The organism is Nevskia soli, from assembly GCF_903970205.1.
Taxonomy (GTDB): domain Bacteria; phylum Acidobacteriota; class Terriglobia; order Bryobacterales; family Bryobacteraceae; genus Bog-113.
The window spans coordinates 1-21,797 of the sequence record NZ_CAJCHS010000380.1 but is presented as its reverse complement, the minus strand read 5'-3'; the positions used below and the strand labels follow the sequence as shown (position 1 = coordinate 21,797).

Here is a 21,797-nt window from a genome sequence, read left to right as displayed (position 1 = left end):
CCGTCATAATGTCTGTGCACTGGAAGGGATGAATGATGTCTGGTATATCGATCGCCGATCCGACCGCGAGCGCCACGCTAAACGTGAAAGATGGCGCGCTGAAGCTTTCCGCTCTCAAGACGGGCGTCGCTGGTTTCGTGAACCGCCTGAACGAGCCGCTGTCGGCGACACAGTTCAAAGAAGCGACGTTTGAACCGAAACTCACCGAGCCGAAGATTGACCTGGGAGAGCACCGGTCTCTCGTTGTCAAGGGAGGCGAGAGCTGCGAGCTTCACTTGCTCCGCGATGCCGACAAGTGCCTGTTTTCGGGAGACGCTTGCGATCCCGTGAACATCGCCGCCGGCGAGCACTGGATGTACTTTCAGCTCGCCACCGACATGAATGTCGCGGGCAGTCTGTCGACGGCGACGGGATTCGGAGTTTCCGTCGAAGTAAGTGCCAAGCCCGTGCTCGCAACTTATGCCCGCTTTCCTAAGTCGAGTCCGGAGGTCAGCTTGCACGACGCGTTGGCGCAGACGCTGTCGGAATTCGAAATCCTGCGATCGAGCGCGGATGTGATGGACGCACCACTCGACACGGTTCATGTTTGCGATCTCGCCGGCTCGATGAAGTTCAGCGGATCCTTCTCAGTCCCATTTGCCTGCAATCAGCTGAGTTTGGCCGACGAGAAGCTTCCGTTCAATCAGAACGTGCAGTTATCGCCTGCATTGAAGATGACAGTCTCGGGCGCTATCGCGCTAGCTGGTGAATTTCGGTTTCGCGTGCACCGCACCGGCGCGACGACGGTTCAAATCGGACTGTATAAGAAGCGGGCAACGACATTGTCGGTCAGTTTCAATGCTGGAGCGGGACTTACGGCCGATGTGGGGAAAACCGATCTGATCGCCGCGCTTTTCGGAGCCCTGGCGCCGAATGTGGATGTAAAGCCGGCTTCGCTGCCACCCGCTGAAGCCGAGGGAATCAAGAAGGCACTTAAAGATAGCATCGCGAATTCTCTGGCTATCGGGGTAAACGTCGCGTGCTCAGCCGCGACCGCGGATGAGGCTGCGATTCTTTACGCCGTCGATGTTAGTACGAATCAGGACGAGACAGCGCGGGCGATCGATCTTGCGCTTCGCGGCGATTGGACCGCAATTGCCGCGTGCGCCAACGCGAAGTCGGTTCGCAACATAATTACCGAGACCGTAACTACCGGCACGACATTCAAAGTCAATGCGCTGGGCATTTATAACTACGAGTCGGCGGAAGAGTTCATCCGCTCTTCGAGCATTTTGATTTCGGATGATGGGAGCGTCACCATCACCGATAAGGCGAAAGCGGACTGGATTGCTGTGGCTTCCACGCCCTATGTAGCGGATGCCAAGCGGCTCCGCCTCGCCCTGCATCAGGGTTTTCTTGCAACCGCAACATGGAAAGCGCTGCATTCCGGCGCGAAGCTTGACGCCGCGTTCGCCGCGCAACAGGACTTCTTCGTGTATCAACAGAAGATGAGCGCGCACGACGCTCGCAAGAATCTACTTACGGGAGTCTTCCTGGGGCTAGTACCCGAGAGCCTGATATCCGAAGCGCCCCGGAGCGCAGTGTCGCATGCACGATTCGACGCGAGCGCCGACTATAGCGACGACGGAGTGCTCAAGCTCTTCTTAGCCGATGTTCAGGAGAGGACACCCAGGGATACTAATTCCTACGTGAACTTAGGGAGGAGAGTAATGGCGGCTCTGCTGGACAGCACGGATACCGTAGACAACCAACGACAGCAGTTACTGCGGAGCGATCCCGAATGGAACCAATTAGCTTCACAGGAACCAAAGCCGCAGGGGCCGAGTTACAGCGATTGGTACGACATCACCATGTGGTCCGGCGCGTTTGCCGCCGTCGGTCCGGCTCTTCGTAATGCTCTCGAAGCGGCGGATGCCTGCGCGGGCGATCCGGCGAAAGACGTCGATTTTATGCAGAAACGGAAGCACCTGGCTCACGAAATGGCTAACGCGGCCAAACAACTGCATGCTGCATTCGAACCGGGATGGCCCATGGCGCTGTGCGTGGCGCTCTGCGGCGGATCGGGCAGTGGCGTCGCCCTGGGTTTCCACGCGGCTTGGAACGGTTTGAAAATATTCGACACTAAGGACGTGCCTACGGTCGCTCACGCGGGGACGGGCAACTAATGAACTTACTCGAAGAACTGCACCGCCGCCATGCCGCCGCGGAACAGGGCGGTGGTGAAGAGCGCCGCGCGAAGCAGCATAGGGAAGGCAAGCTCTCGGCGCGCGAGCGTGTGGAACTGCTCCTTGACGAAGGTACTTTCGTGGAGCTGGATAAGTTGGTCCAGCACCGCAACCGCGATTTCGGCATGGATGAGCAGGTGATCCCCGGTGACGGTTTCGTAACCGGCTACGGCGATATCCACGGCAGGCTGCAGTTCGTCTTCGCTCAGGATTTCACCGTCTTCGGCGGCTCGCTTTCGGAAGCGAACGCACAGAAGATATGCAAGGTGATGGATCTTGCGCTGAAGAACGGGGCGCCCATCATCGGACTCAATGACTCGGGCGGCGCGCGGATTCAGGAAGGTGTCGTCTCGCTCGGCGGGTACGCCGATATCTTCCTGCGGAATACTCTCGCCAGCGGCGTAGTGCCTCAGATATCGGCAATTATGGGCCCGTGCGCGGGCGGCGCGGTCTATTCCCCCGCAATCACCGATTTCGTGTTCATGGTGGAGAACACCAGCTATATGTTCGTCACCGGCCCGGATGTTATCCGCACAGTGACTCACGAGACCGTATCGAAAGAAGAGCTCGGCGGCTCCATGACTCATAACTCCGTCAGCGGGGTCGGACACTTTATTGCGCCGAACGATGGCGACTGTATCCGGATGATTCGCGAACTTATGACGTTCCTTCCGCAGAACAATCGCGAAGACCCGCCGCTTAAAGAGACGAGTGACCCCGCCGACCGTGCGGATCGCGAGTTAGATACGGTAGTTCCCAGTGAATCGAACCTCCCTTATGACATCAAAGACGTGATAGTCCGGGTTATCGATGACGGTTACTTCTTTGAAGTCCACGAGCACTTTGCCCGCAACATCGTAATCGGTTTCGCGCGCATGGAGGGACGGCCGATCGGAATCGTTGCGAACCAGCCGGCTTACCTGGCAGGTTGTCTGGATATCAACTCATCGATTAAAGGCGCACGCTTCGTCCGATTCTGTGACGCCTTCAACATTCCGATACTTACCTTCGAGGACGTTCCGGGCTTTCTACCGGGGACCGCGCAGGAGTTCGGAGGAATCATCCGGCATGGCGCCAAGCTACTCTACGCCTATGCTGAAGCGACGGTCCCGAAGATAACAGTGATAACCCGCAAAGCTTATGGCGGCGCTTACTGCGTCATGGGATCGAAGCATATTCGAACGGATGTAAACCTCGCTTGGCCTACGGCAGAGATCGCGGTCATGGGGCCTGAAGGCGCGGCAAAGATCGTGTACCGCCGCGAATTAACCGGCGCTGCAGATGAATTGGTGGCCGAGAAGACAGAGGAATTTCGCCGCCGCTTTGCGAACCCGTTCATAGCCGCGGAACGCGGGTTTGTGGACGACGTGATCGAGCCCCACGAGACACGCGCGCGCGTCATTTCATCGCTGCGCATGCTCCAGAACAAGGTCGACACCAATCCGCGCAAGAAGCACGGGAACATCCCGCTATAAGGATCGCAAACTGGAAGTCTATCTTATCGACGGCACTTACGAACTGTTCCGGCACTACCACGCGCTTCCGTCCGCGAAGGACAGTAGCGGCATGGAAGTAGGCGCGGTTCGCGGCGTACTCGGATCGGTGCTGGGCATGCTCAAAGGCGGTGCGACACATCTGGCCGTCGCGACCGATCACGTGATTGAATCGTTCCGCAACCAACTCTGGCCGGGTTATAAGACGAGCGCCGGAGTCCCGCGCGATCTACTTGCCCAGTTTCCGCTGCTCGAAGAAGTACTTTCCGCAGCGGGCATTTTGGTCTGGCCGATGGTCGAATTCGAGGCGGACGACGCCCTGGCTGCCGGCGCCGTCGCGGCCGCGAGAGATGCGCGGGTCGAGCGCGTCATCATCTGCACTCCCGATAAGGACTTAGCCCAATGCGTGCGCGGCACTCGCATCGTGCAACTGAATCGCCGCACGCGAGTGATCCGCGATGAAGCCGGAGTGATCCAAAAGTTCGGAGTACCGCCTGAGTCGATTCCAGACTATCTTGCCTTAGTCGGCGATGCAGCGGATGGGTATCCGGGTCTGCCGGGTTGGGGTGAGAAATCGACTGCCGCGGTTCTTGCTAAGTACCGGCATCTCGAAGCGATCCCAGCAGATTGGTCGCAGTGGGCCGTCGACGCTTCGAACGCAAGTTCTCTATCTCATACTCTCGCGAGAGAGTACGAGCGCGCTCGTCTCTTCCGTACTCTCGCTACCTTACGAACGGATATCCCGTTGTTCGACAGCGTGGACGACTTGGAATGGAATGGTCCAACCGAAGCATTCCCGGCACTCGGAGCGCGCCTGGACGCAGCAGTAACCGGCGCTAAGCGCACTTCAAAGCGGTAATAGCCGCGCGTACGACTTACTGATCGCTTACCAGAATGCGGACATGATTCGAATCATCGCCGCCGGCGCGCAAGTAAAGGTCGGCCGGACCGGCGTCAAGCACGCTGGGTAACTCGATTTCCACCAGATAGTAACCGACGTAGCCCGGAGCCAGGGTTGCCTTAGTCACGGTAACCGGCGTGCTGCCGAAAAACGCGCGAACCGGCGTGATCACCGCGGGCGGATTATCGGCGGGGGCTGGAACGCCCGTCGGCCAGTCCGGCTGAACGCGGCCCAGCCCGGTGGCCATCATCTCGATGCGCGTGCCGGGGTGTGCGGGAGTCGAAGGATCGAGCGCCAATCCGGATTCCCCATCAACGAGGAACGGACTGCCTTGGCGGTCCACGAAAATCGCGGGCGAAACGGCGCGGATGGTCAACGGAAGCGTGGCCGTGTTCGTCGAGGTCTGGATGCCGAGACCGACCGAAGCGGGATTCGTTTCGAAGGGCACCTGCAACTGGGCTTCGGATTCGCCGGACGCCAAAAGCGGGTATTGGAGACTGCCGTCGCCTGCCGACACGACGTGCGCGCCCGTTACGGTGATTACGGACCCCGGGGCAGCGGCGCGGTCGGAGAAATCGGCCGCGTTCGCTAAGCGTAAACCACCGGCGTGAACCGGAGCTGCGTAGAGCCCGTAGCCCTGCACAGCCGCGAAGATCTGTCCCGAAGCAGCGTCGAGCGTCACGTCCAAAGCGGGTGCATTGGGAAGCGACCCGCTAATAGCTGTCCACGCGGAGGATGGCGCGAAAGTGTTCAGATCGACTCGCGCAGTGAAGATGCCTTTGTCCGTTGCGACGTAGGCAGTCCCCGTCGTGCGATCAGCGGCGGCGGCATTCACGGCGACATCAGCCAGATTGCCCGAGATGTCATCCCAAACAGCTCCCGCATTTACGGTGCGCGCAATATGCGCTCCCGGTCCGGCCAGCACGGCGATGGCAGCACGCGGGGCTTCAGGGTCGACATAGAAACGTTCCACCGGCCCACGTCCTACCGCCTGAGCGACAGAACTCCACGTTGCGCCGCGATCGCGCGAAACCCATACGTTTCCATCGGACGAACCCGCATAAAGATAATCGCCGGAGCGTGCGACCGTCGTGATCTCGGCTCCCAGCGCGCGCGAAAACTGCTGCTGATCCGCTGCTTCGGAAACTGCAAGACCGGCCGTCGAGGAAACCACCCACGGCGAGCGGGTTCCGGAGAGTTGCAACACGCGCCCATCCGTAAGTGCAACTTGGATCGACCCGCGCTTCGTGGACACAATGCTGCGAACCGGAAGATTCGGAAGCAAATCGTTCAACCCTGCCCAGGACTGGCCGCCATCGTGCGTCTGCCAAACGCCGTCGTCGTTTGCGACCGCGATGGCCTGCGAATCAGAGGGGTTGACCGCTACCGCCCGCTGCCCTTTTCCGATCACCGACTCGCCGGCGATCCCTGAAATATTCGTCCAAGTGTGGCCGCCATCTTCCGAAAGGGAAAGATTCTGCCCAAGAGACCAGATGCGGCGCGAATCTCCGGCAGCGGTCGCTACGCGAGCTTGCAATTCCGGCGTATGTTCCGCCGAAGCCGCTGGATTTTCGTCGGGAGCCGCGGCGGCAACAGGCGCCCAGTTTTCGAAGTCGGCAGTTTGAAAGGTCTGGCCGGAAAGTGTACGGGCGTAGAGCGTCCCGCCGTCCGCTGAGTACCACACACGCGCAACGGGACCGGTCGCAGGTCCTGCTAAGTGGAGGTCGATCGAAGGTTGACCCAGGCGGCGCCAACCAGGATTTGCGGGGGCGGAAGACGGGGCAGAAGACTGGGCCCAAGCCGACGCCGTGCTCAGGATTGCCAGCGCCGCCAGTGGCCACGCTGTGGCTGCCTGACTCATGAGCGTGTCTCAATTCTACCCCAGCCTATCGGGTCTTGAAACCGAAGATGTTGATTAAATGCGAGTTGCAAGACAGAAATTGTCAGGACCTCAGAGTTCGGTTGCATGTGGAGTGCTAGACTGTTGTCTTCTAGTGAGTCGAAACGTCTCACGCGGCCGCTGCCGTCTGGCTGCGGTGGCGGTGCTTAGTTGTACGCTTGCGTACGCGCAGGCAACCCGGCCACATCCGGAGCCGTCGCAAACGCCGGCTGCTACGCCCGTCGCAGCACAAACTCAAAATTCCAGTTCACCGCGAACTTACATCGCGCCGGACCCTTCACTCGGCGCTTCAGCCCGATTGGTAACGATGAACGGTCAGGTGTCGGTAATCCGGGATGACGTGCCCTGGGCGCTCCGAGTTGGGGATGTCATCCAGCCCCAGCAGGTAGTTGTTACCGGGGCGGATGGCTACGCCGAGTTCCAGGTGGCCGATGGAAGTCACTTCGAAGTCTTCCAAAACGCGCGATTGATCTTCCGCAATAACCAGGGCGACTGGCGCGACTTACTCGACATTCTGATCGGCAAGGTCAAGGTACAGATCGAGAAGCTAGGCGGCTTGCCGAATCCGAATAAAGTACGCACGGCGACCGCGGTGATTTCCGTTCGCGGCACCGTCTTCGATGTCGCGGTCGAGGATCAGGATGACACTACGCTCGTCTATGTGGACGAAGGGCAAGTCGAAGTACGGCACCTATTGAAGCCCGGCGACGGGCGTCTGCTGAACCAGGGTGAGTGGGTGCGCGTCTTCCGCAACCAGCCGCTCACCGCTAAGGTAGTCGACCATGGCGCGGTGATGCAGCGGGCGTTGCGCGCCAGCATGGATGCTGCCTATCAGGCTGCCTTGAATAACTCGAACGCCGGTCTGAAAGGCATACCCGGCGGCGGATCTACCGGAGGAGGCGGAGGCGGTACCGGCGTCGGCGACCACTGCCCGAGCAACAATCCCAACTGTTCGGCCCCCGCGCCTCCGCCGCATTAACCTGCTCTGCACGATGGTCTTTCCAGTTCGCGCCGGCGTGTGTGGTACCGTTTGCGTGATGTGCGGCCACAACGCCTATGGGTACTGACCGTGAGGGAGCAGTGAAGGTCGAGCGCGCATTCGATTCCACACTCGAAAGTGTCGACGAAGCCGAAGCACTGATCCTGGACGCGGCGGAAAAGGCTGGTTTCGACGAAGACGAACAGCACCACATCAGCATGGCCGCGCGCGAGTGCCTGGTGAATGCGGTGGTTCACGGCAACCGGTACAACCTGAAAAAGAAGGTTCACGTCACGGTGGAAACATCTTCCGACACCGTGAAGGTCACCATCGCGGATGAGGGCGAAGGATTCGACCTGAGCGACCTGCCGGATCCGCTGGCGGAAGAGAACATTTTGCGGCATTCCGGGCGCGGCATCTTTCTGATCCGCGCTTTCATGGACGACTTCACGATGAGGAAGATCAAGCCGCACGGAACAGAAGTAACTTTGATCAAGCAACGAGGGAGGAACGAAGACAATGAGCGTTAAAATTACAAACCGCCAGGTTGGCGACGTCACCGTGATCGACGTGTCCGGGCGGATCACACTGGGAGAGGGATCGAGCGCGCTCCGTGACGCTCTTCGCGATATCGTGGCGAAGGGTCACAAGAAGATTCTTTTGAATCTCGGCGATGTTTCGTATATCGATAGCTCGGGAATCGGCGAGCTTGTGGCGGGATTCACTTCCGTCTCGAATCAGGGAGGTCAACTGAAGCTGCTGGGATTGACCAAGCGCGTGAAGGACCTGCTGCAGATCACCAAGCTGTACACGGTGTTCGAAGTTCACGATGACGAAGCCGGAGCGATCCGCAGCTTCTCGTAACAGCACGTGGTGAAACCCGCTCCCTGACGGTCGGGGCTCTGTAGCTCTGGTCTACCGAGCTGATTGATCTACCGAGCCGCGCGCGTAAGCGAGCGGTATTTTGAGATTTCGACGAGCTGCGCTCTTCAACGAGCGCAGCTTTCCGATTCAGCCCCGTCGTTCCTAGCCCCCGCCGACGAATTGAACGATCTCTATTTGCGCCCCATCGTCGATTTCGGTTTGCGGCCAGGCAGCGGACTTCACGATGCGGCGGTTGAACTCGATCGCGAGGCGTGAAGGATCGAGGCCGAGTTGCTTCACCAGAGAGGCTAACGTCGTGCCGGGCTCGATGGTTCGCCGTTCGCCGTTGACCATCGCGGAAATGGCGGCGGCCTCGATCGACTGTTCGCTCATGCGCCCATTATATAGTCGAGGTTAGCGATCTATGCCGACAACTCTCGCCCAGGTTTACTTCCCGGTGCTCGTCCAGATGATCATTGCTGTCGGGATGGGCGTCGCGTTCGTCGCGATGTCGTTGCTCATCGGCAAGCGGGTGAAGGACAAGGTCAAGGATTCGCCGTACGAATCCGGCATAAAGCCGACCGGTGACGCGCGCCAACGGTTCAGCGTGAAATTCTATCTGGTTGCCATGCTATTCATCCTGTTCGACATGGAAGCGATCTTTCTGTATCCGTGGGCGGTGGTGTACAAGGAACTGAAGCTATTCGGCTTTTTTGAGATGCTGCTGTTTATCGCATTCGTGCTGTGCGGCTATATCTATATCTGGAATAAAGGCGTTCTTGATTGGGCAACGACGCGCGAAGACCCGACCCTGCGCTGAGCGGACCCTCGTAAACATATCCCGATGCTTCCCGAATCACTTCAGACCTTTGAGGACGCCGCCGGGCTCGATGCCGCGACGCCCGGCGCGATCGTCGATGGGCAACATACGCGCGGCGAACTCGCGCTGGAGATTGCGCCCGATCAGATCATTCCCGCTCTTCGCTATTGCAAGTCGCAGGGCCGCTATGAAAGGCTTTCCGCGATAACCGCGGTCGATTGGTATCCGGTGGAGCCGCGCTTCGAAGTCGTCTACTTGCTGCATTCGCTGGCGCGCAATACCAGGCTGCGATTGACTGCGCGGGTTGGCGGAACCGCCGCGGAAATCGATTCAGCGACGGCGGTGTGGGCGGCAGCGAACTGGTATGAGCGCGAGATCTTCGATCTGTTCGGAGTGCGGTTCCGCAACCATCCGGATCTGCGCCGGATCATGTTGCCCGACGACTGGGAAGGCCACCCCCTGCGCAAGGATTATCCGAAAACCGGGTCGCGCGTTTAGGAACAGGAGACATCATGCCGGATCTGTTAACCGAGTTCGAACATGAGGAGGTAATCGCGGCGGAGGCGAAAGAGTATCATCCGCGGCGCATGGTCCTCAACATGGGGCCGCAGCATCCGTCGACCCACGGCGTGCTGCGTTTGAAGCTGGAACTCGATGGCGAAACCGTGGTGAAAGCGGAGCCGGATATCGGTTATCTGCACACGGGCATCGAGAAGGAGTTCGAGTCGAAGAAGTACCAGCAGGCCGTGACGCTGACGGATCGCATCGACTATCTGTCGAACTTATCCAATAACTTCTGCTATGCGCTGGCCGTGGAGCGCCTGCTCGAGATCGAGATCCCGCCGATGGCGCAATGGATGCGCGTGATGCTGGTGGAGTTGACCCGCCTGAACAGCCATCTCGTGTGGCTCGGGACGCACGCCCTCGATATCGGCGCGATGAGCATGTTCCTCTACTGCATGCGCGAGCGCGAAGACATACTGCGCATCTTCGAGATGTTCTCCGGACAGCGCATGATGACCAGCTACATCCGGATCGGCGGACTGGCGCTCGAACCGCCTCGCGGCTGGCACAAGCGGATCACGACCTTCATCGACGCGTTCCCTTCGAAGGTCGACGAGTACGAAGACTTGCTCACGGAGAATCGGATCTGGATCGGCCGCACGAAGGGCGTGGGCGTGATGAGCGTTCCCGACATGCTCGAATGGGGCGTCACCGGGCCGATGCTGCGCGCCGGCGGCTTGAAATACGACGCGCGCAAAGAGAATCCGCATTCCTCCTACGAGCACTTTGACTTCGAAATTCCGACCCGCCAGGAAAGCGATGTTTATGCGCGCTATCGGGTGCGGGTGGAAGAGATGCGGCAGAGCGCGCGCATCGTGAAGCAGGCCATCGACGGCATGCCTTCCGGGCGTTGGACGGCCGATGCGCCCCACGTGGTGCTTCCCGACCGCGACAAGATGAAAACCGAAATGGAAGCGCTGATCTATCACTTCAAGATCGTGACCGAGGGCTTCCGGGTCCCCGAGGGGGCGGTTTACCAGGTCGTCGAATCGCCGCGCGGCGAGCTTGGATATTACGTGGTCAGTGATGGAACCGCGTACCCGTATCGCGTCTTCGTGCGCGGCCCGAGTTTCGGCAATCTACAGGCCACGCCGAAGATGGTCGAGGGAACGCTGCTGGCTGACGTGATCGCGTCTATCGGAAGCATGGACTTCGTCCTGGGCGATTCCGACCGGTAGCCTGCCAAGGCTGCTCTAAAAAGTTCCGTTTTCTAACCTTCGGGTCAACGCGATCCGGTTGCCGACTTCGCATTCCGGCGCGAGTGCCGTTGGCGCGGCGTGGATTCGCGCCCGCTGAGCCGTTTGATCATCTCGACAGCGTTCTCGGCCGGAGTTGGTCGACCGAATAGGTACCCCTGTCCCAAATCGCACCCAAGCTTTCGAAGAATTCGGGACTGCGCTTCGGATTCGACGCCCTCCGCCGTCACACTAAGCTGGAGATGGTGTGCCATCTTGATGATCGATTCGATCACATAGCGCGTGCTTTCGCTCCCCTCCGAATCCGCGATTAGGGAGCGATCGATCTTCAGGGTATCCAGAGGCAACTGCCGCAGCCCGATGAAAGACCAGTGGCCCTGCCCGAAGTCATCCAGAGCAAAGCGTACTCCCGAGTTTCCTAAACGGCGCATCTTGGCCGCGGCTCCGGCAATGTCGGTGACCAAAATGGATTCGGTCAGTTCGAGTTCGAGCAGCTCCGGCGGAAGACCGGTTTCGGCAAGAACGTCCTCGACGATGTCCGCGAAGTTACTCCGATTCAACTGGACTGCCGAGACGTTGACAGCGATCTTCAGGTCCCGTCGCAACTCTGTTTGCCATTGAGCGGCGCACCGGCAGGATTCGCGCAGCACCCAGTCGCCTATCGGGCTGATGAGTCCCGTTTCTTCCGCGAGCGGGATGAAGCGGCCGGGAGGGAGCAGGCCGAGGCGCGGGTGCTCCCATCGAACGAGAGCTTCAAAGCCGGCCAACTCGCCGTCCATACCAACCGTAGGCTGGAAGTAAACAATCATCTCGTCCCGGGCCAGCGCGGCTCGAAGATCGGCTTCCATCTGCAAGCGGTCGGATTGGGTGTCGCGCATCTCGGCACTGAACCAGGCGAACCCGTTTTTTTGGTTACTGCTCTTGACGGAGTACATGGCAATGTCGGCGGTTTTCTGCAGTTCCGTCGCGTCGTTTGCCGAATCGGGAAACACGCTGATACCGATGCTCGCCCCGATGTAGACTTCATGGCCTGAAACCGCAAAACAGTCTTCGAGCGCCCGATTCATGCGGAACGCGAGATCAGGCATATCTTCAAGGGAATCGACGGAGGGAATCAAAAGGGCGAATTCGTCTCCTCCGACGCGCGCCAGCGTGCTCTGCCCATTCACCAGGGGTGCCAAACGCTGAGCGGCGCTCTTCAGCAGTTCGTCGCCAACCAGGTGACCCAGGCTGTCGTTCACCTGCTTGAATTCGTTCAGATCGATATACATGAGAACGACCATGCCGCCGTCACGGCGGGCGTTCTCGATCCCCAATTCGAGCGTTGCCTTGAAGGAGAAACGGTTCGGCAGTCCCGTAAGCGCGTCATGCGTGGCCTGGAAATTCGACTGTTCATAGGCGCTCTGCAGTTGAAGGCTTTTCTCCCGCAGCTCGGCCGTCCGAGCGCGGACGTGCCGGCGCAGCAGTGCCGCCCAGAAAAGGGACAGGATGGCCAGAAGCCCCGTTACCGAGAAGATTTCCAAAAGGCGCGTGAACGTCAACCAAGGCGCGTCCTTGACGATCGAAACATCGGCGCCTGAACGAAGGTCGAGGCGGAAGCCCGTGGGCACCAGGACGCCCTCCCTGTTACCGACGACAGTCGAGCAGATCCCGGTAACCAGCAAGAGGCTGGCGGGATGAAGCGCGGGGAACGTACGTTCGGCCGGCAGTTGTGCCAGGAACGTCGTGCGGCCGGATTGCAGCGTCAAAGTCCGCAGGCCTTCACGGACGGTTTCGTCGACCAGCCGGCCGCGAACCTGAATCAACTGCGAATCGGCACTGCCACGAGCCGCTTCGTCAACCATGGTTCGAACGGCCTGAATCGGCGATCCTCTCTGCAGCCGTTTCACAACCGCGGCCCGCAGCAAGGCACTGTAGCCCGCAGCCGCCGGAAATCCCTCCGCTTCTACGAAATCGCCCTCACGGATTTCCGCCGGCTGGTGGCTTTCAATTCTGATTCCATTGCCTTTCGCGTCCGCAATCCATGTCGGACCCGTCCGCGCTGCGAGGGTTACGGTGCCCTGGATTCGCACGCGGTGCGACAAATCAAGGTCGGGCGAGAACTCCAACAAATTGGTCGCTGTGCGAAGCGGCGTCGCGCCCATTTGCTTTTGACCGGTCTGCTGCGGTGCAACGAATCGCAAATCGGGCACGTAGAAAGTAACGCCAATCATTTGGCGGTGCGTGTTGTAGTGCGTGCCGCACACGGCCTGGATCGTTACTCGTTCATTGATCAGCTTGCGCACACTTTCCAAGGGCGCAAGAATATGTGCTTCGAAGGTGGTGCTGGCCCAGCCAATCGTGGCGATCACTTCCGATTTCGTGGCCGTTGCGTCCTGGATCACGCCGCTCACCTTGACCCAGCGGGAAACGTGGCGCCCCGCGAAGATGGATTCCAGATCGGTGTTCGGTTTCGGCATCGGTGATCTGCCAACCACCTGGAAACGGGCATGCCGGATCATCGGAGCGAAACTTCCGGGGGCGGTCACACCGGTTACGCGAACGCGATCTCCCGCTCGATGCCGCCATGCTTCGCCCGCCTCAAGCTGAACAAAAATCCCGTCCGTCGCGTCTTGAACGAACAACCGGTTCGATCCGGGGTCGGAGTAGGTGACCACCGCGTCCAGTTCCACAGGCGCTTGCTTCCATGCGGCCTCCGGCGTGAGGTCGTGAACGGATTTCACCGTTCGGAAGACTCGCCGGCAATCGATTCCGCCTGGGCAGGCAGTTTCGTCGGGGGCGCCCGCAACCGGAGTGGCGGCTATGAGCGCCGGCTCAGGCCCCTCGTTCGACCGGAAACCGGCAAGGTCAACCGTATCGCCCGAACCCGGCGCCCAGTTTTCGGCGAATTGTACGCGAATCCGTCCTGTCTTGTCGGCGACCGTCCACTCAGATCCTCCCGTCAGCAGGACCCGGCCTTTGACCCGTACGCGGCGACTGGATGAGCTGCCAGGCGCCGCAGCGGTCAGGTCTTTGATGGCGGAAACTCGGATTTGGTTCGGCGGCACGGCAGCTTCGCGGATCACAACATCATGCGAATCGGGAACCAGCAGTTCCAACGCATCGCCTTCACCGCCCGGATGACGCGTGAGCACCCCCGTCGCCTGAATTTGGGCGTCCACATAGTGATCCAGGTCGTAGGGTCCGATGAGGATGGCCTTGACGGTCACTCTCTTGCGGCCGGTGGTTACCGCGAACGAAGCAAGCCCGCGACGGTCAAGGGCAGCCGAATCGACATGTCCGACGAGTGACGCGCGACGGTCAACGGGCACATCATCACGATAAAGATCGCGGTAAGTGTCGCGATGCTCATCGCGATCAGTATCGAATCGGACCGCGATGGCCTGCGGCTGAATCGCCCGCTGCTGGACGGTTGTCGCTTGGGAGGCCTCGAAGAGCGTCTCTCCGCCGATATCCTCGTAAAAGCCCGAGACTTCGACCAGGTCTCCGACCGCCAACGCCGCTCGCGAACGCGGCGAGGTGACACGAAGCCCTCCAGTCGAATCCTGCACGACAAAGAAGTTTGAAACCGGTTCGACAAACGTCACGACGCCGCGAACGTGAAACGTGCCTTCCTTGTCCGCCCCTGAAGCAGCCGCCTTCAGGCCGGCGATATCGGACGCCGAGCGCGTCTCCAAACCCTTGCAGCCGCACGTGAGCAGCGCGGCGGCCAGGCCGAGCGATGGAAACCAGCGCGAAGCTATCGTGGAGAGTCTCAAATTCAATGACCTACCGCCGGGTAATCGGCCGAATGGGGCGAAGACTTTACGAAGGGGTACTCCGGTTCCAGCAGTCCGTGGTGAACCGCTTCCTGACGGGCGCGGCTCGGTAACCGAACAAACGCGGCTCTGTAACCGAACGGGCGCGGCTCCGTAACCGAACAAACGCGGCTCGGTAACCAATTAACCGTTCCGAGCCGCGCGCGTGAGCGAGCGGTGACTTCAACCGCTGGTTTCGACTCGTTGCACCGCCGTGTGTTAATCCTTGTTGTGTTAATTCTTGTAGTGATCTGTTCTATGACCTTTTCGCCTGAACTGGAAGCAAAGATCGAAAGGATGTTCAGTCAATATCCGCCGGACCGGAGACGTTCCGCGGTGATCCCCATGCTGATGTACGCGCAGGATGAGATCGGGTCGGTCACGCGCGAGCTGGTGGAAGAGGTCGCGCGGCGCACCGGAATCACGCCGCTCGCCGTCGACGAAGTGGTCACTTATTACTCGATGCTGCACCGCATGCCGCTCGGTAAATCGCACGTCCAGATCTGCACCAACATCAGTTGCATGCTGAACGGCGGCACGGAGTTGTGGGAGCAGGCGACCAGGCGCCTCGGCATCGGGCACAAAGAAGTTTCGGCGGACGGCAAGATCTCGCTCGAGGAAGTGGAGTGCATGGGCGCTTGCTCGTGGGCGCCCGCGATTCAGGTCAATTACGACTTCTATCACCAGGTAACGCCGCAAAAACTGGACGAGATGCTGACGCAGCTCGGGGCCGCGCGGTAGAGGACAGCATGCCCTACAACGAACCCAATCCGGCCGAAGTGCGTGTTCTATCGAAGCGGTTCGGAATCCCCAATTCGCAGTCGATTGACGTGTATCTGGCGAATGAAGGCTACCAGGCTTACGAGCGCGCCGCCAAGATGACGCCCGATGAAATCGTCAACGTGGTGAAGGCTTCCGGATTGCGCGGCCGCGGCGGCGCCGGTTTCCCAACCGGCATGAAGTGGAGCTTTCTGGCCCGCAATTCACCCAAGCCGAAATACATCATCGTCAATGCGGATGAGAGCGAGCCGGGCACTTGCAAAGACCGCCTTCTGGTGGAATTCGATCCGCACCAGCTGATCGAAGGCATCATGATCGCGGGTCTCGCGGCGACTTCGAATCAAGGCTACATCTACATTCGCGGCGAATATCGCTACCTGATCGACATCATGAACAAGGCGATCGCGGAGGCTTACGATCGCGGCTATCTCGGCGACAACGTGCGCGGCACCGGCTGGAAGTTTCATCTCGCGACGCACACCGGGGCGGGCGCTTATGAGTGCGGCGAAGAGTCGGCGCTGCTCGAATCGTTCGAAGGCAAACGCGGCATCCCGCGGATTCGGCCTCCTTTCCCCGCGGTGGCGGGCGCCTATCAATCGCCGACGATTTTGAATAACGTCGAGACCTACGCCGCGGTGCCATCGATCTTTCGCATGGGTGGCGAGGAGTGGGCCAAGCTGGGATCTCCGAAGAACGGCGGCACCCGGATGTTCTGCTTGTCAGGTCACGTGAATCGCCCCGGCGTCTACGAGCTGCCGATGGGCTTTCCGTTGATGCGGATGATTGAAGAGGTTGGCGGCGGCATCCGCGGCGGCAAGAAGCTGAAGGCCGTGATCCCCGGCGGTTCGTCCTGCCCGGTTTTGAAGGCGGAAGAGTGCAATATCAACATGGATTTCGATTCGCTCGCGGCGGCGAAAAGCATGTTGGGCTCGGGCGGCGTGGTCGTGATGGATGAGACGACGGATATCGTCGCCGTCGCGCTGCGCATCATGCGTTTCTACGCGCATGAGAGCTGCGGATGGTGCATCCCCTGCCGCGAAGGCACCACGTGGCTGCGCAAGATTCTGCTGCGCATTTACGAAGGCCACGGCGTCGCGAGCGATGTGGATCTGGTCGGCGAGCTTTCGAAGAACATGCTGGGCCGGACGTTTTGTCCGCTGGGCGATGCCGCCGCGATGCCGACCATTGCTTTCGTCGAGAAGTTCCGGCATGAGTTCGAGGCGTATATCCAAAAACAGGTTCCCGCCGCCCAACCGGACCCGCTGCTGCAATTGGCGTCTGTTTAACTCCACAAATCAATGCCTGACCCAGTAAAGCTCACCATCGACGGCCGGCAGATCGAAGCCGCGCCCGGCACCCTGCTGATCAACGCGGCCAAAGCGGCGGGCATCGAGATCCCGGCGTTCTGTTATTACGACGGCTACTCGCTGCAGGCCGCCTGCCGCATGTGTCTGGTCGAAGTCGAGAAGACGCCGAAGATGCCGACCGCCTGCACCACGCCCGTCGCGGAAGGCATGATCGTGCGCACCGATACCGAGCAGGTGCGGCGCGCGCGCAAGATGACGCTCGAATTCCTGCTGACCAACCATCCGCTCGATTGCCCGGTTTGCGATAAAGGCGGCGAGTGCGAATTGCAGGACATGGTGTTTCGCTATGGCGCGGGCGGAAGCCGGTTCATCGAGAACAAGTGGCACGTGGATGAGAAGCAGTGGTCGCCGGTGGTGTTCTACGACGGCCCACGCTGCATCCTGTGCTTCCGCTGCGTCCGCGTGTGCAACGAAGGCATGGGCGTGGGCGCCCTCGGAATTGTGAACCGCGGTTCCGTTTCGGAGATCGCGCCCAATGAGGGCGATCACCTCAACTGCGATGAATGCGGCATGTGCATCGATATCTGCCCGGTCGGCGCGCTGACCAGCGGGACCTATCGCTATCAATCGCGGCCGTGGGAGATGGACCACGTCGGCACCATCTGCACGCATTGCTCGAACGGATGCAAGACGACACTGGGCGTGCGCAATGGCGAGATCCTGCGCGGCAACAATCGCGACCGGTCCGGTATCAATGGCGAGTTTCTGTGTATCAAGGGCCGCTATGGGTTCGATTTCTACAACCATCCCGAGCGTCTGCAATCGCCGCTGATGCGGGTCAACGGAACGCTGCAACCGGTGGCGTGGTCGACCGCGCTTGAGGCTGTTGCGCGGAAGTTCACTGAAACCAAGAACGCTGGCGGCAAGTTCGGCGTGATTGGCTCCACGCGCACCACCAACGAAGAGAATTTCTACCTTCAGAAGTTTGCGCGCGAAGGCTTGGGGACGAACAATATCGATCACCATCGCTCGGGTGATGTCGTCACGTTGCTCGACGCACTCAGTGGACGTGCGAACGCTTCGCTCGCCACCACCGCCGATCTCTACACGTCCAAAGCCGTCCTGATCATCGGCGCCGATCTCTCGCTGGAGCAGCCGTTCCTCGCGTTTCAGGTACGCGCGAATTTCCGGCATCATGCCGCCAAAGTTTACGTCGTCACTCCGGAGCCGGTGCGCGAAGACAAATACGCGGCGCGTTCAATGCGGGCAGCGGGCGATCCGATCTGGGGCGCACTCGACCAGATGCGCGACGCGCTTGCGAACGAGGCGGAACTGGTCATCCTGTTCGATGACTCGATCAAAGGCGAAGGCGTGCGCCGCTTACTGGAGTTTGGAACAGCGCTCGGAAAGCCGGTCAAGTATGTCGCGCTGGTCGATTACGCGAACTCCCGCGGCGCCGTCGACATGGGTCTCACGCCCGACCTGCTGCCGGGCTACCACGCCTCGCCGCAACGCGGATTGTCCCTCGACGAAATGATCAACGCGCCGGATTTGGATGTCCTCTGGGTCATCGGCGCGAACCCGCTATCGCGCGCCGATCTGAGCGCATCCAGCCCGTTCCTCGTCGTGCAAGATATGTTCCTGACCGAGACCGCTGAGCGCGCCGACGTCGTCCTCCCCGCCGCTTCGGCTTACGAAAAGAGCGGCTCTTTTACCAACGTCTGCGGCGAAGTCCAGCGCTTGAAGAAGGGTCTCGACGTGATGGGAACCAAGCCCGACCTCGAGATCATCGGCCTGATCGCCAAGGAGATGGGACTGGCCGCGACCGTCGGTCCGTGGATCGCCGATCGCGTCTTCGACCAGATCCGCCGCACCGTGCGGGGCTACGATGTGTCCCTTCCCGTCATCGCGACCGGCGGCGCCGCGCAGACAGCCCCTGTGAACGGACGAATCTCGTCGACGGGCCGGCCGGAAATGATCCGATCCGTACATAACGATCTGTTCGCTTCCGGAACGCTTGGACGATATTCTAAGATACTGAATTCGGTTCTTGAGAAAACCGAAGGCGAAGTCGAGCCTATCGAAGCCGTTCACCGGTAATGGAATTCTTCTTAGTCAGTCTGTTAAAGATCGCGGTGGTGTTCGCGGGTCTGATGACCACCCTGGCCTACCTGCAGTGGGTGGAGCGCAAGGTGATCGCGCATGTGCAGGTGCGCATCGGGCCGTCGCGCGTGGGCCCGCACGGGCTGATGCAGCCGCTGGCCGATGTCGTCAAACTTGTCACCAAAGAAGGCTTGCTGCCTTCGTATGTGAACCGGCCGTTCTACCTGTTGGCTCCCGTCCTGGCGATCACGATGGCGCTGACCTCGATCTCGGTGATCCCCTTCGGCTCTGAAGTTTCGGTCGGCGGCTACCACACGTGGATGCAGTTGACCGATTTGAACGTCGGCATTCTCTTCGTGCTGGCAATCAGCTCGATGGGCGTTTACGGCGTGGCGTTGGCCGGATGGTCGTCCAACAACAAGTACAGCCTGCTTGGCGGCCTGCGCAGCTCGGCGCAGATGGTGAGCTATGAGCTTCCGTTGAGTCTCGCGATCACCGCGCCTCTATTGCTCGCCGGGACGCTGAGCCTGCGTGAGATCGTCCAATCGCAAGCCGGTTTCAATTTTGGATTTCTGCCGCGCTGGTCGGTGTTCAACGGGCCGTTCCCGCAGATCTTCAGCTTCCTGATATTCGTGATTGCGGGTTTCGCGGAAACCAATCGCGTCCCGTTCGATTTACCCGAGGCCGAGAACGAACTCGTCGCCGGTTTCCATACCGAGTACAGCAGTCTTCAGTTCGCGGCGTTTTTCATGTCGGAATACGCCAACATGATCACGATCACGGCGATCACGACCATCCTGTTCCTGGGCGGCTGGACTCCTTTGTTCCCGGCATCGCTCGGTTCGAACTTCGTTCCACCGGTGCTGCTGTTCATTGTTGGCGCAGTCGCGCTCTATGCCGGCCTGACGCCGCGGCGCAAACGCGATGGCTTCACCTTCCCGGTAGTCGCGCTCATCTTCTGGATACTTGCCGCCTTGTTCCTGCTGCCTTTCCTGCAGCAGTTCCTGATTCCGTTCTTTTGGTTTGCGGCCAAAGTCGGGACGCTGCTCTTCATCTTCATGTGGGTGCGCGCCACGCTTCCGCGCTTCCGCTATGACCAGTTGATGGGATTCGCCTGGAAATTTCTGTTCCCCGCCGCGCTCATCAACCTGTTGATCACCGGGTTACTGGTAGCATTAACGGCGAAATAGCGATGGATATTTTCTTCTTCCTTTTGTTCGCGACAGTAGCGGTCGGCTGCGGTATTAGCGTGGTGATGCAGACGCATCCCATCTCGAGCGCGTTATCGCTGGTCGGCGTGATGGGGTCGCTTGCGGTGCTCTACCTGCTGCTCGGCGCGGAGTTCATCGCCATGGCGCAGATCATCGTGTACGCGGGCGCAATCATGGTGCTCTTCATCTTCGTCATCATGCTGCTGAACGCGGGCGCGGAACAACGCGCGGGGCGTTCGCTGATGGTGAAAGTGCTCGGAGCGCCGGTCCTGATCGGCTTCGGCGGAATACTGATTTACTTCTTTGCCGTGAACTTCGGCGACGCCACGCCGGTTCACTTCGGCGCATTCCAGGGCGGTTCCGCGCGAGCCATCGGACGCGCGCTGTTTGAAAACTATCTGCTGCCCTTCGAAGTCACTTCCGTCCTGATCCTGATCGCGATCATCGGCGCCGTCGTTCTGGCTCAGAAGGAGATGGAATGATGGCACACGGTGTCCCTCTTTCCTGGTACCTGATCCTAAGCGCGATCCTCTTCTGCCTCGGCATCGCGGGCTTCCTGTTCCGCAAAAACATCATCACCGTCTTCATGTCGATCGAGCTCATGCTCAACGCCGTGAACCTGTCATTCATCGCGTTCTCGTATCAACTGCGGCAAGTGAACGGACACATTTTCACCTTCTTCGTGATGGTGGTCGCCGCCGCGGAAGCCGCCGTGGGACTCGCTATCATTCTGACTGTCTTTAAAAACCGCAACACTCTGGACATTGATGAAATCAGCGAGATGAACGACTAACCATGCCGCCTCTCTGGCTGATACCGATCCTGCCGCTCTGCGGCTTTCTGATCAATGGGCTGTTCGGTCGCAAGCTGCCGAAGACCGTCGTTGGGACGATCGCAATCATCGCTCCGCTGGCTTCGTTCCTCAGCGTGATGCTCGTGCTGAACGGGCTGAAGCCGCTCGATCACGCGCATATCGAACGCTACTTCACCTGGATTCAGAGCGGCGAATTTCGCGTCGGCTGCGACTTCTCCGTCGACCGCCTGACCGCCATCATGCTGCTTGTGATCACCGGCGTCGGCTCGCTGATTCACGTTTACTCGGCCGGATACATGGCGGATGATCCGGGCTTCGCGCGCTACTTCGCGTACCTGAATCTGTTCATGTTTTTCATGCTGGTGCTGGTGCTGGCGGCGAACTTCCTGGTGCTCTTTGTCGGATGGGAAGGCGTGGGTCTTGCGAGTTATCTGCTGATCGGATTCTGGTTCGACCGCAAGAGCGCGACCGACGCCGGTAACAAGGCGTTCATCGTCAACCGCATCGGCGATTTCGGATTTTCCCTCGCGATGTTCCTGATCGTCGTCACGTTCGGCACGCTCGATTTCGGAACGGTGTTCGACGCCGCGGCCGGGAAGCAGCAAGGCGTGTTGACCGCCATCGCGCTGCTGCTGCTGGTCGGCGCGTGCGGCAAATCGGCACAGCTGCCGTTGTATGTGTGGCTGCCGGATGCGATGGAAGGTCCGACGCCCGTTTCCGCGCTGATCCACGCAGCGACGATGGTCACGGCGGGCGTCTATCTGGTAGCGCGTGCTTCGGTTCTGTTCGTCCATTCCGGAACGGCGCTGAACATCGTCGCGATTGTGGGCGTGCTCACCGCGG

At 60.0% G+C, this 21,797-nt stretch carries 19 protein-coding genes; 16 read left to right on the top strand and 3 right to left on the bottom strand.

What is annotated here, in order from left to right; genetic code table 11:
• The first annotated feature begins 32 nt into the window (after positions 1-32).
• From H1Y01_RS16570 to H1Y01_RS16560, 3 genes are read left to right on the top strand one after another with little or no spacing between them, the layout of a single operon-like run.
• Positions 33-2,165 (top strand): hypothetical protein, encoded by a 2,133-nt coding sequence (locus tag H1Y01_RS16570; RefSeq protein WP_180541617.1) that lies wholly within the window; start codon positions 33-35, stop codon positions 2,163-2,165.
• The gene (locus H1Y01_RS16565; RefSeq protein ID WP_180541616.1) at positions 2,165-3,700 is read left to right on the top strand and encodes an acyl-CoA carboxylase subunit beta; all 1,536 of its coding nucleotides are present in this window, start codon (positions 2,165-2,167) and stop codon (positions 3,698-3,700) included. Before H1Y01_RS16570 ends, H1Y01_RS16565 begins: the two co-directional genes overlap by 1 nt.
• A 10-nt stretch (positions 3,701-3,710) precedes the next feature.
• Positions 3,711-4,577, top strand: coding sequence for a 5'-3' exonuclease H3TH domain-containing protein (locus H1Y01_RS16560; RefSeq protein ID WP_180541625.1), 867 nt, complete (start codon positions 3,711-3,713; stop codon positions 4,575-4,577).
• Positions 4,578-4,593: 16 nt separating this feature from the next.
• Here H1Y01_RS16560 and H1Y01_RS16555 read toward each other — a convergent pair whose 3' ends face one another.
• On the bottom strand, positions 4,594-6,480 hold the full coding sequence (locus tag H1Y01_RS16555) for a hypothetical protein (protein WP_180541615.1): 1,887 nt from the start codon (positions 6,478-6,480) through the stop codon (positions 4,594-4,596).
• Between the two features lie 133 nt (positions 6,481-6,613).
• On the opposite strand from H1Y01_RS16555, the gene H1Y01_RS16550 reads away from it, so the two are divergent.
• The 3 genes from H1Y01_RS16550 to H1Y01_RS16540 all read left to right on the top strand — a co-directional run bounded on the left by H1Y01_RS16550 (position 6,614) and on the right by H1Y01_RS16540 (position 8,362).
• Entirely contained in the window at positions 6,614-7,498 is an 885-nt protein-coding gene (locus H1Y01_RS16550) for a FecR family protein (protein ID WP_180541614.1), read from the top strand.
• A gap of 77 nt (positions 7,499-7,575) precedes the next feature.
• The gene (locus tag H1Y01_RS16545) at positions 7,576-8,028 is read left to right on the top strand and encodes an ATP-binding protein (protein ID WP_180541613.1); all 453 of its coding nucleotides are present in this window, start codon (positions 7,576-7,578) and stop codon (positions 8,026-8,028) included.
• The gene (locus tag H1Y01_RS16540) at positions 8,018-8,362 is read left to right on the top strand and encodes an STAS domain-containing protein (RefSeq protein ID WP_180541612.1); all 345 of its coding nucleotides are present in this window, start codon (positions 8,018-8,020) and stop codon (positions 8,360-8,362) included. Before H1Y01_RS16545 ends, H1Y01_RS16540 begins: the two co-directional genes overlap by 11 nt.
• Before the next feature lie 162 nt (positions 8,363-8,524).
• Here the strand turns inward: H1Y01_RS16540 and thiS are convergent, their stop codons facing one another.
• Complete coding sequence (thiS, locus tag H1Y01_RS16535; protein WP_219341626.1) at positions 8,525-8,755, bottom strand: sulfur carrier protein ThiS; 231 nt, start codon at positions 8,753-8,755, stop codon at positions 8,525-8,527.
• 31 nt (positions 8,756-8,786) lie between these two features.
• On the opposite strand from thiS, the gene H1Y01_RS16530 reads away from it, so the two are divergent.
• From H1Y01_RS16530 to nuoD, 3 genes are read left to right on the top strand one after another with little or no spacing between them, the layout of a single operon-like run.
• On the top strand, positions 8,787-9,182 hold the full coding sequence (locus tag H1Y01_RS16530; RefSeq protein WP_180541611.1) for an NADH-quinone oxidoreductase subunit A: 396 nt from the start codon (positions 8,787-8,789) through the stop codon (positions 9,180-9,182).
• 24 nt (positions 9,183-9,206) lie between these two features.
• Complete coding sequence (locus tag H1Y01_RS16525) at positions 9,207-9,680, top strand: NADH-quinone oxidoreductase subunit C (RefSeq protein ID WP_180541610.1); 474 nt, start codon at positions 9,207-9,209, stop codon at positions 9,678-9,680.
• A gap of 14 nt (positions 9,681-9,694) precedes the next feature.
• On the top strand, positions 9,695-10,924 hold the full coding sequence (gene nuoD, locus H1Y01_RS16520) for an NADH dehydrogenase (quinone) subunit D (RefSeq protein WP_180541609.1): 1,230 nt from the start codon (positions 9,695-9,697) through the stop codon (positions 10,922-10,924).
• Between the two features lie 44 nt (positions 10,925-10,968).
• On the opposite strand, the gene H1Y01_RS16515 is transcribed toward nuoD, so the two are convergent.
• Positions 10,969-14,706: an EAL domain-containing protein gene (locus tag H1Y01_RS16515; protein WP_219341625.1), complete on the bottom strand. Its 3,738-nt coding sequence runs from the start codon at positions 14,704-14,706 to the stop codon at positions 10,969-10,971.
• Between the two features lie 291 nt (positions 14,707-14,997).
• Here H1Y01_RS16515 and H1Y01_RS16510 point away from each other — a divergent pair, with 291 nt between their 5' ends.
• The 7 genes from H1Y01_RS16510 to H1Y01_RS16480 form a co-directional block, all read left to right on the top strand.
• Complete coding sequence (locus H1Y01_RS16510; protein WP_180541607.1) at positions 14,998-15,480, top strand: NADH-quinone oxidoreductase subunit NuoE family protein; 483 nt, start codon at positions 14,998-15,000, stop codon at positions 15,478-15,480.
• A gap of 8 nt (positions 15,481-15,488) precedes the next feature.
• A complete protein-coding gene (gene nuoF, locus H1Y01_RS16505) occupies positions 15,489-16,805 on the top strand; it encodes an NADH-quinone oxidoreductase subunit NuoF (protein ID WP_180541606.1) in 1,317 nt (438 codons plus the stop codon).
• Between the two features lie 12 nt (positions 16,806-16,817).
• Positions 16,818-18,926, top strand: a complete 2,109-nt coding sequence (gene nuoG / locus H1Y01_RS16500) for an NADH-quinone oxidoreductase subunit NuoG (protein WP_180541605.1) — start codon at positions 16,818-16,820, stop codon at positions 18,924-18,926.
• A complete protein-coding gene (locus tag H1Y01_RS16495; RefSeq protein WP_180541604.1) occupies positions 18,926-20,119 on the top strand; it encodes a complex I subunit 1/NuoH family protein in 1,194 nt (397 codons plus the stop codon). The genes nuoG and H1Y01_RS16495 overlap by 1 nt, the downstream gene beginning before the upstream one ends.
• 2 nt (positions 20,120-20,121) lie before the next feature.
• Entirely contained in the window at positions 20,122-20,622 is a 501-nt protein-coding gene (locus H1Y01_RS16490; protein WP_180541603.1) for an NADH-quinone oxidoreductase subunit J, read from the top strand.
• Complete coding sequence (nuoK, locus tag H1Y01_RS16485; RefSeq protein ID WP_180541602.1) at positions 20,622-20,933, top strand: NADH-quinone oxidoreductase subunit NuoK; 312 nt, start codon at positions 20,622-20,624, stop codon at positions 20,931-20,933. Before H1Y01_RS16490 ends, nuoK begins: the two co-directional genes overlap by 1 nt.
• A 2-nt stretch (positions 20,934-20,935) precedes the next feature.
• On the top strand, positions 20,936-21,797 hold an 862-nt coding region (locus tag H1Y01_RS16480), incomplete at its 3' end, for a proton-conducting transporter transmembrane domain-containing protein (protein ID WP_301331921.1).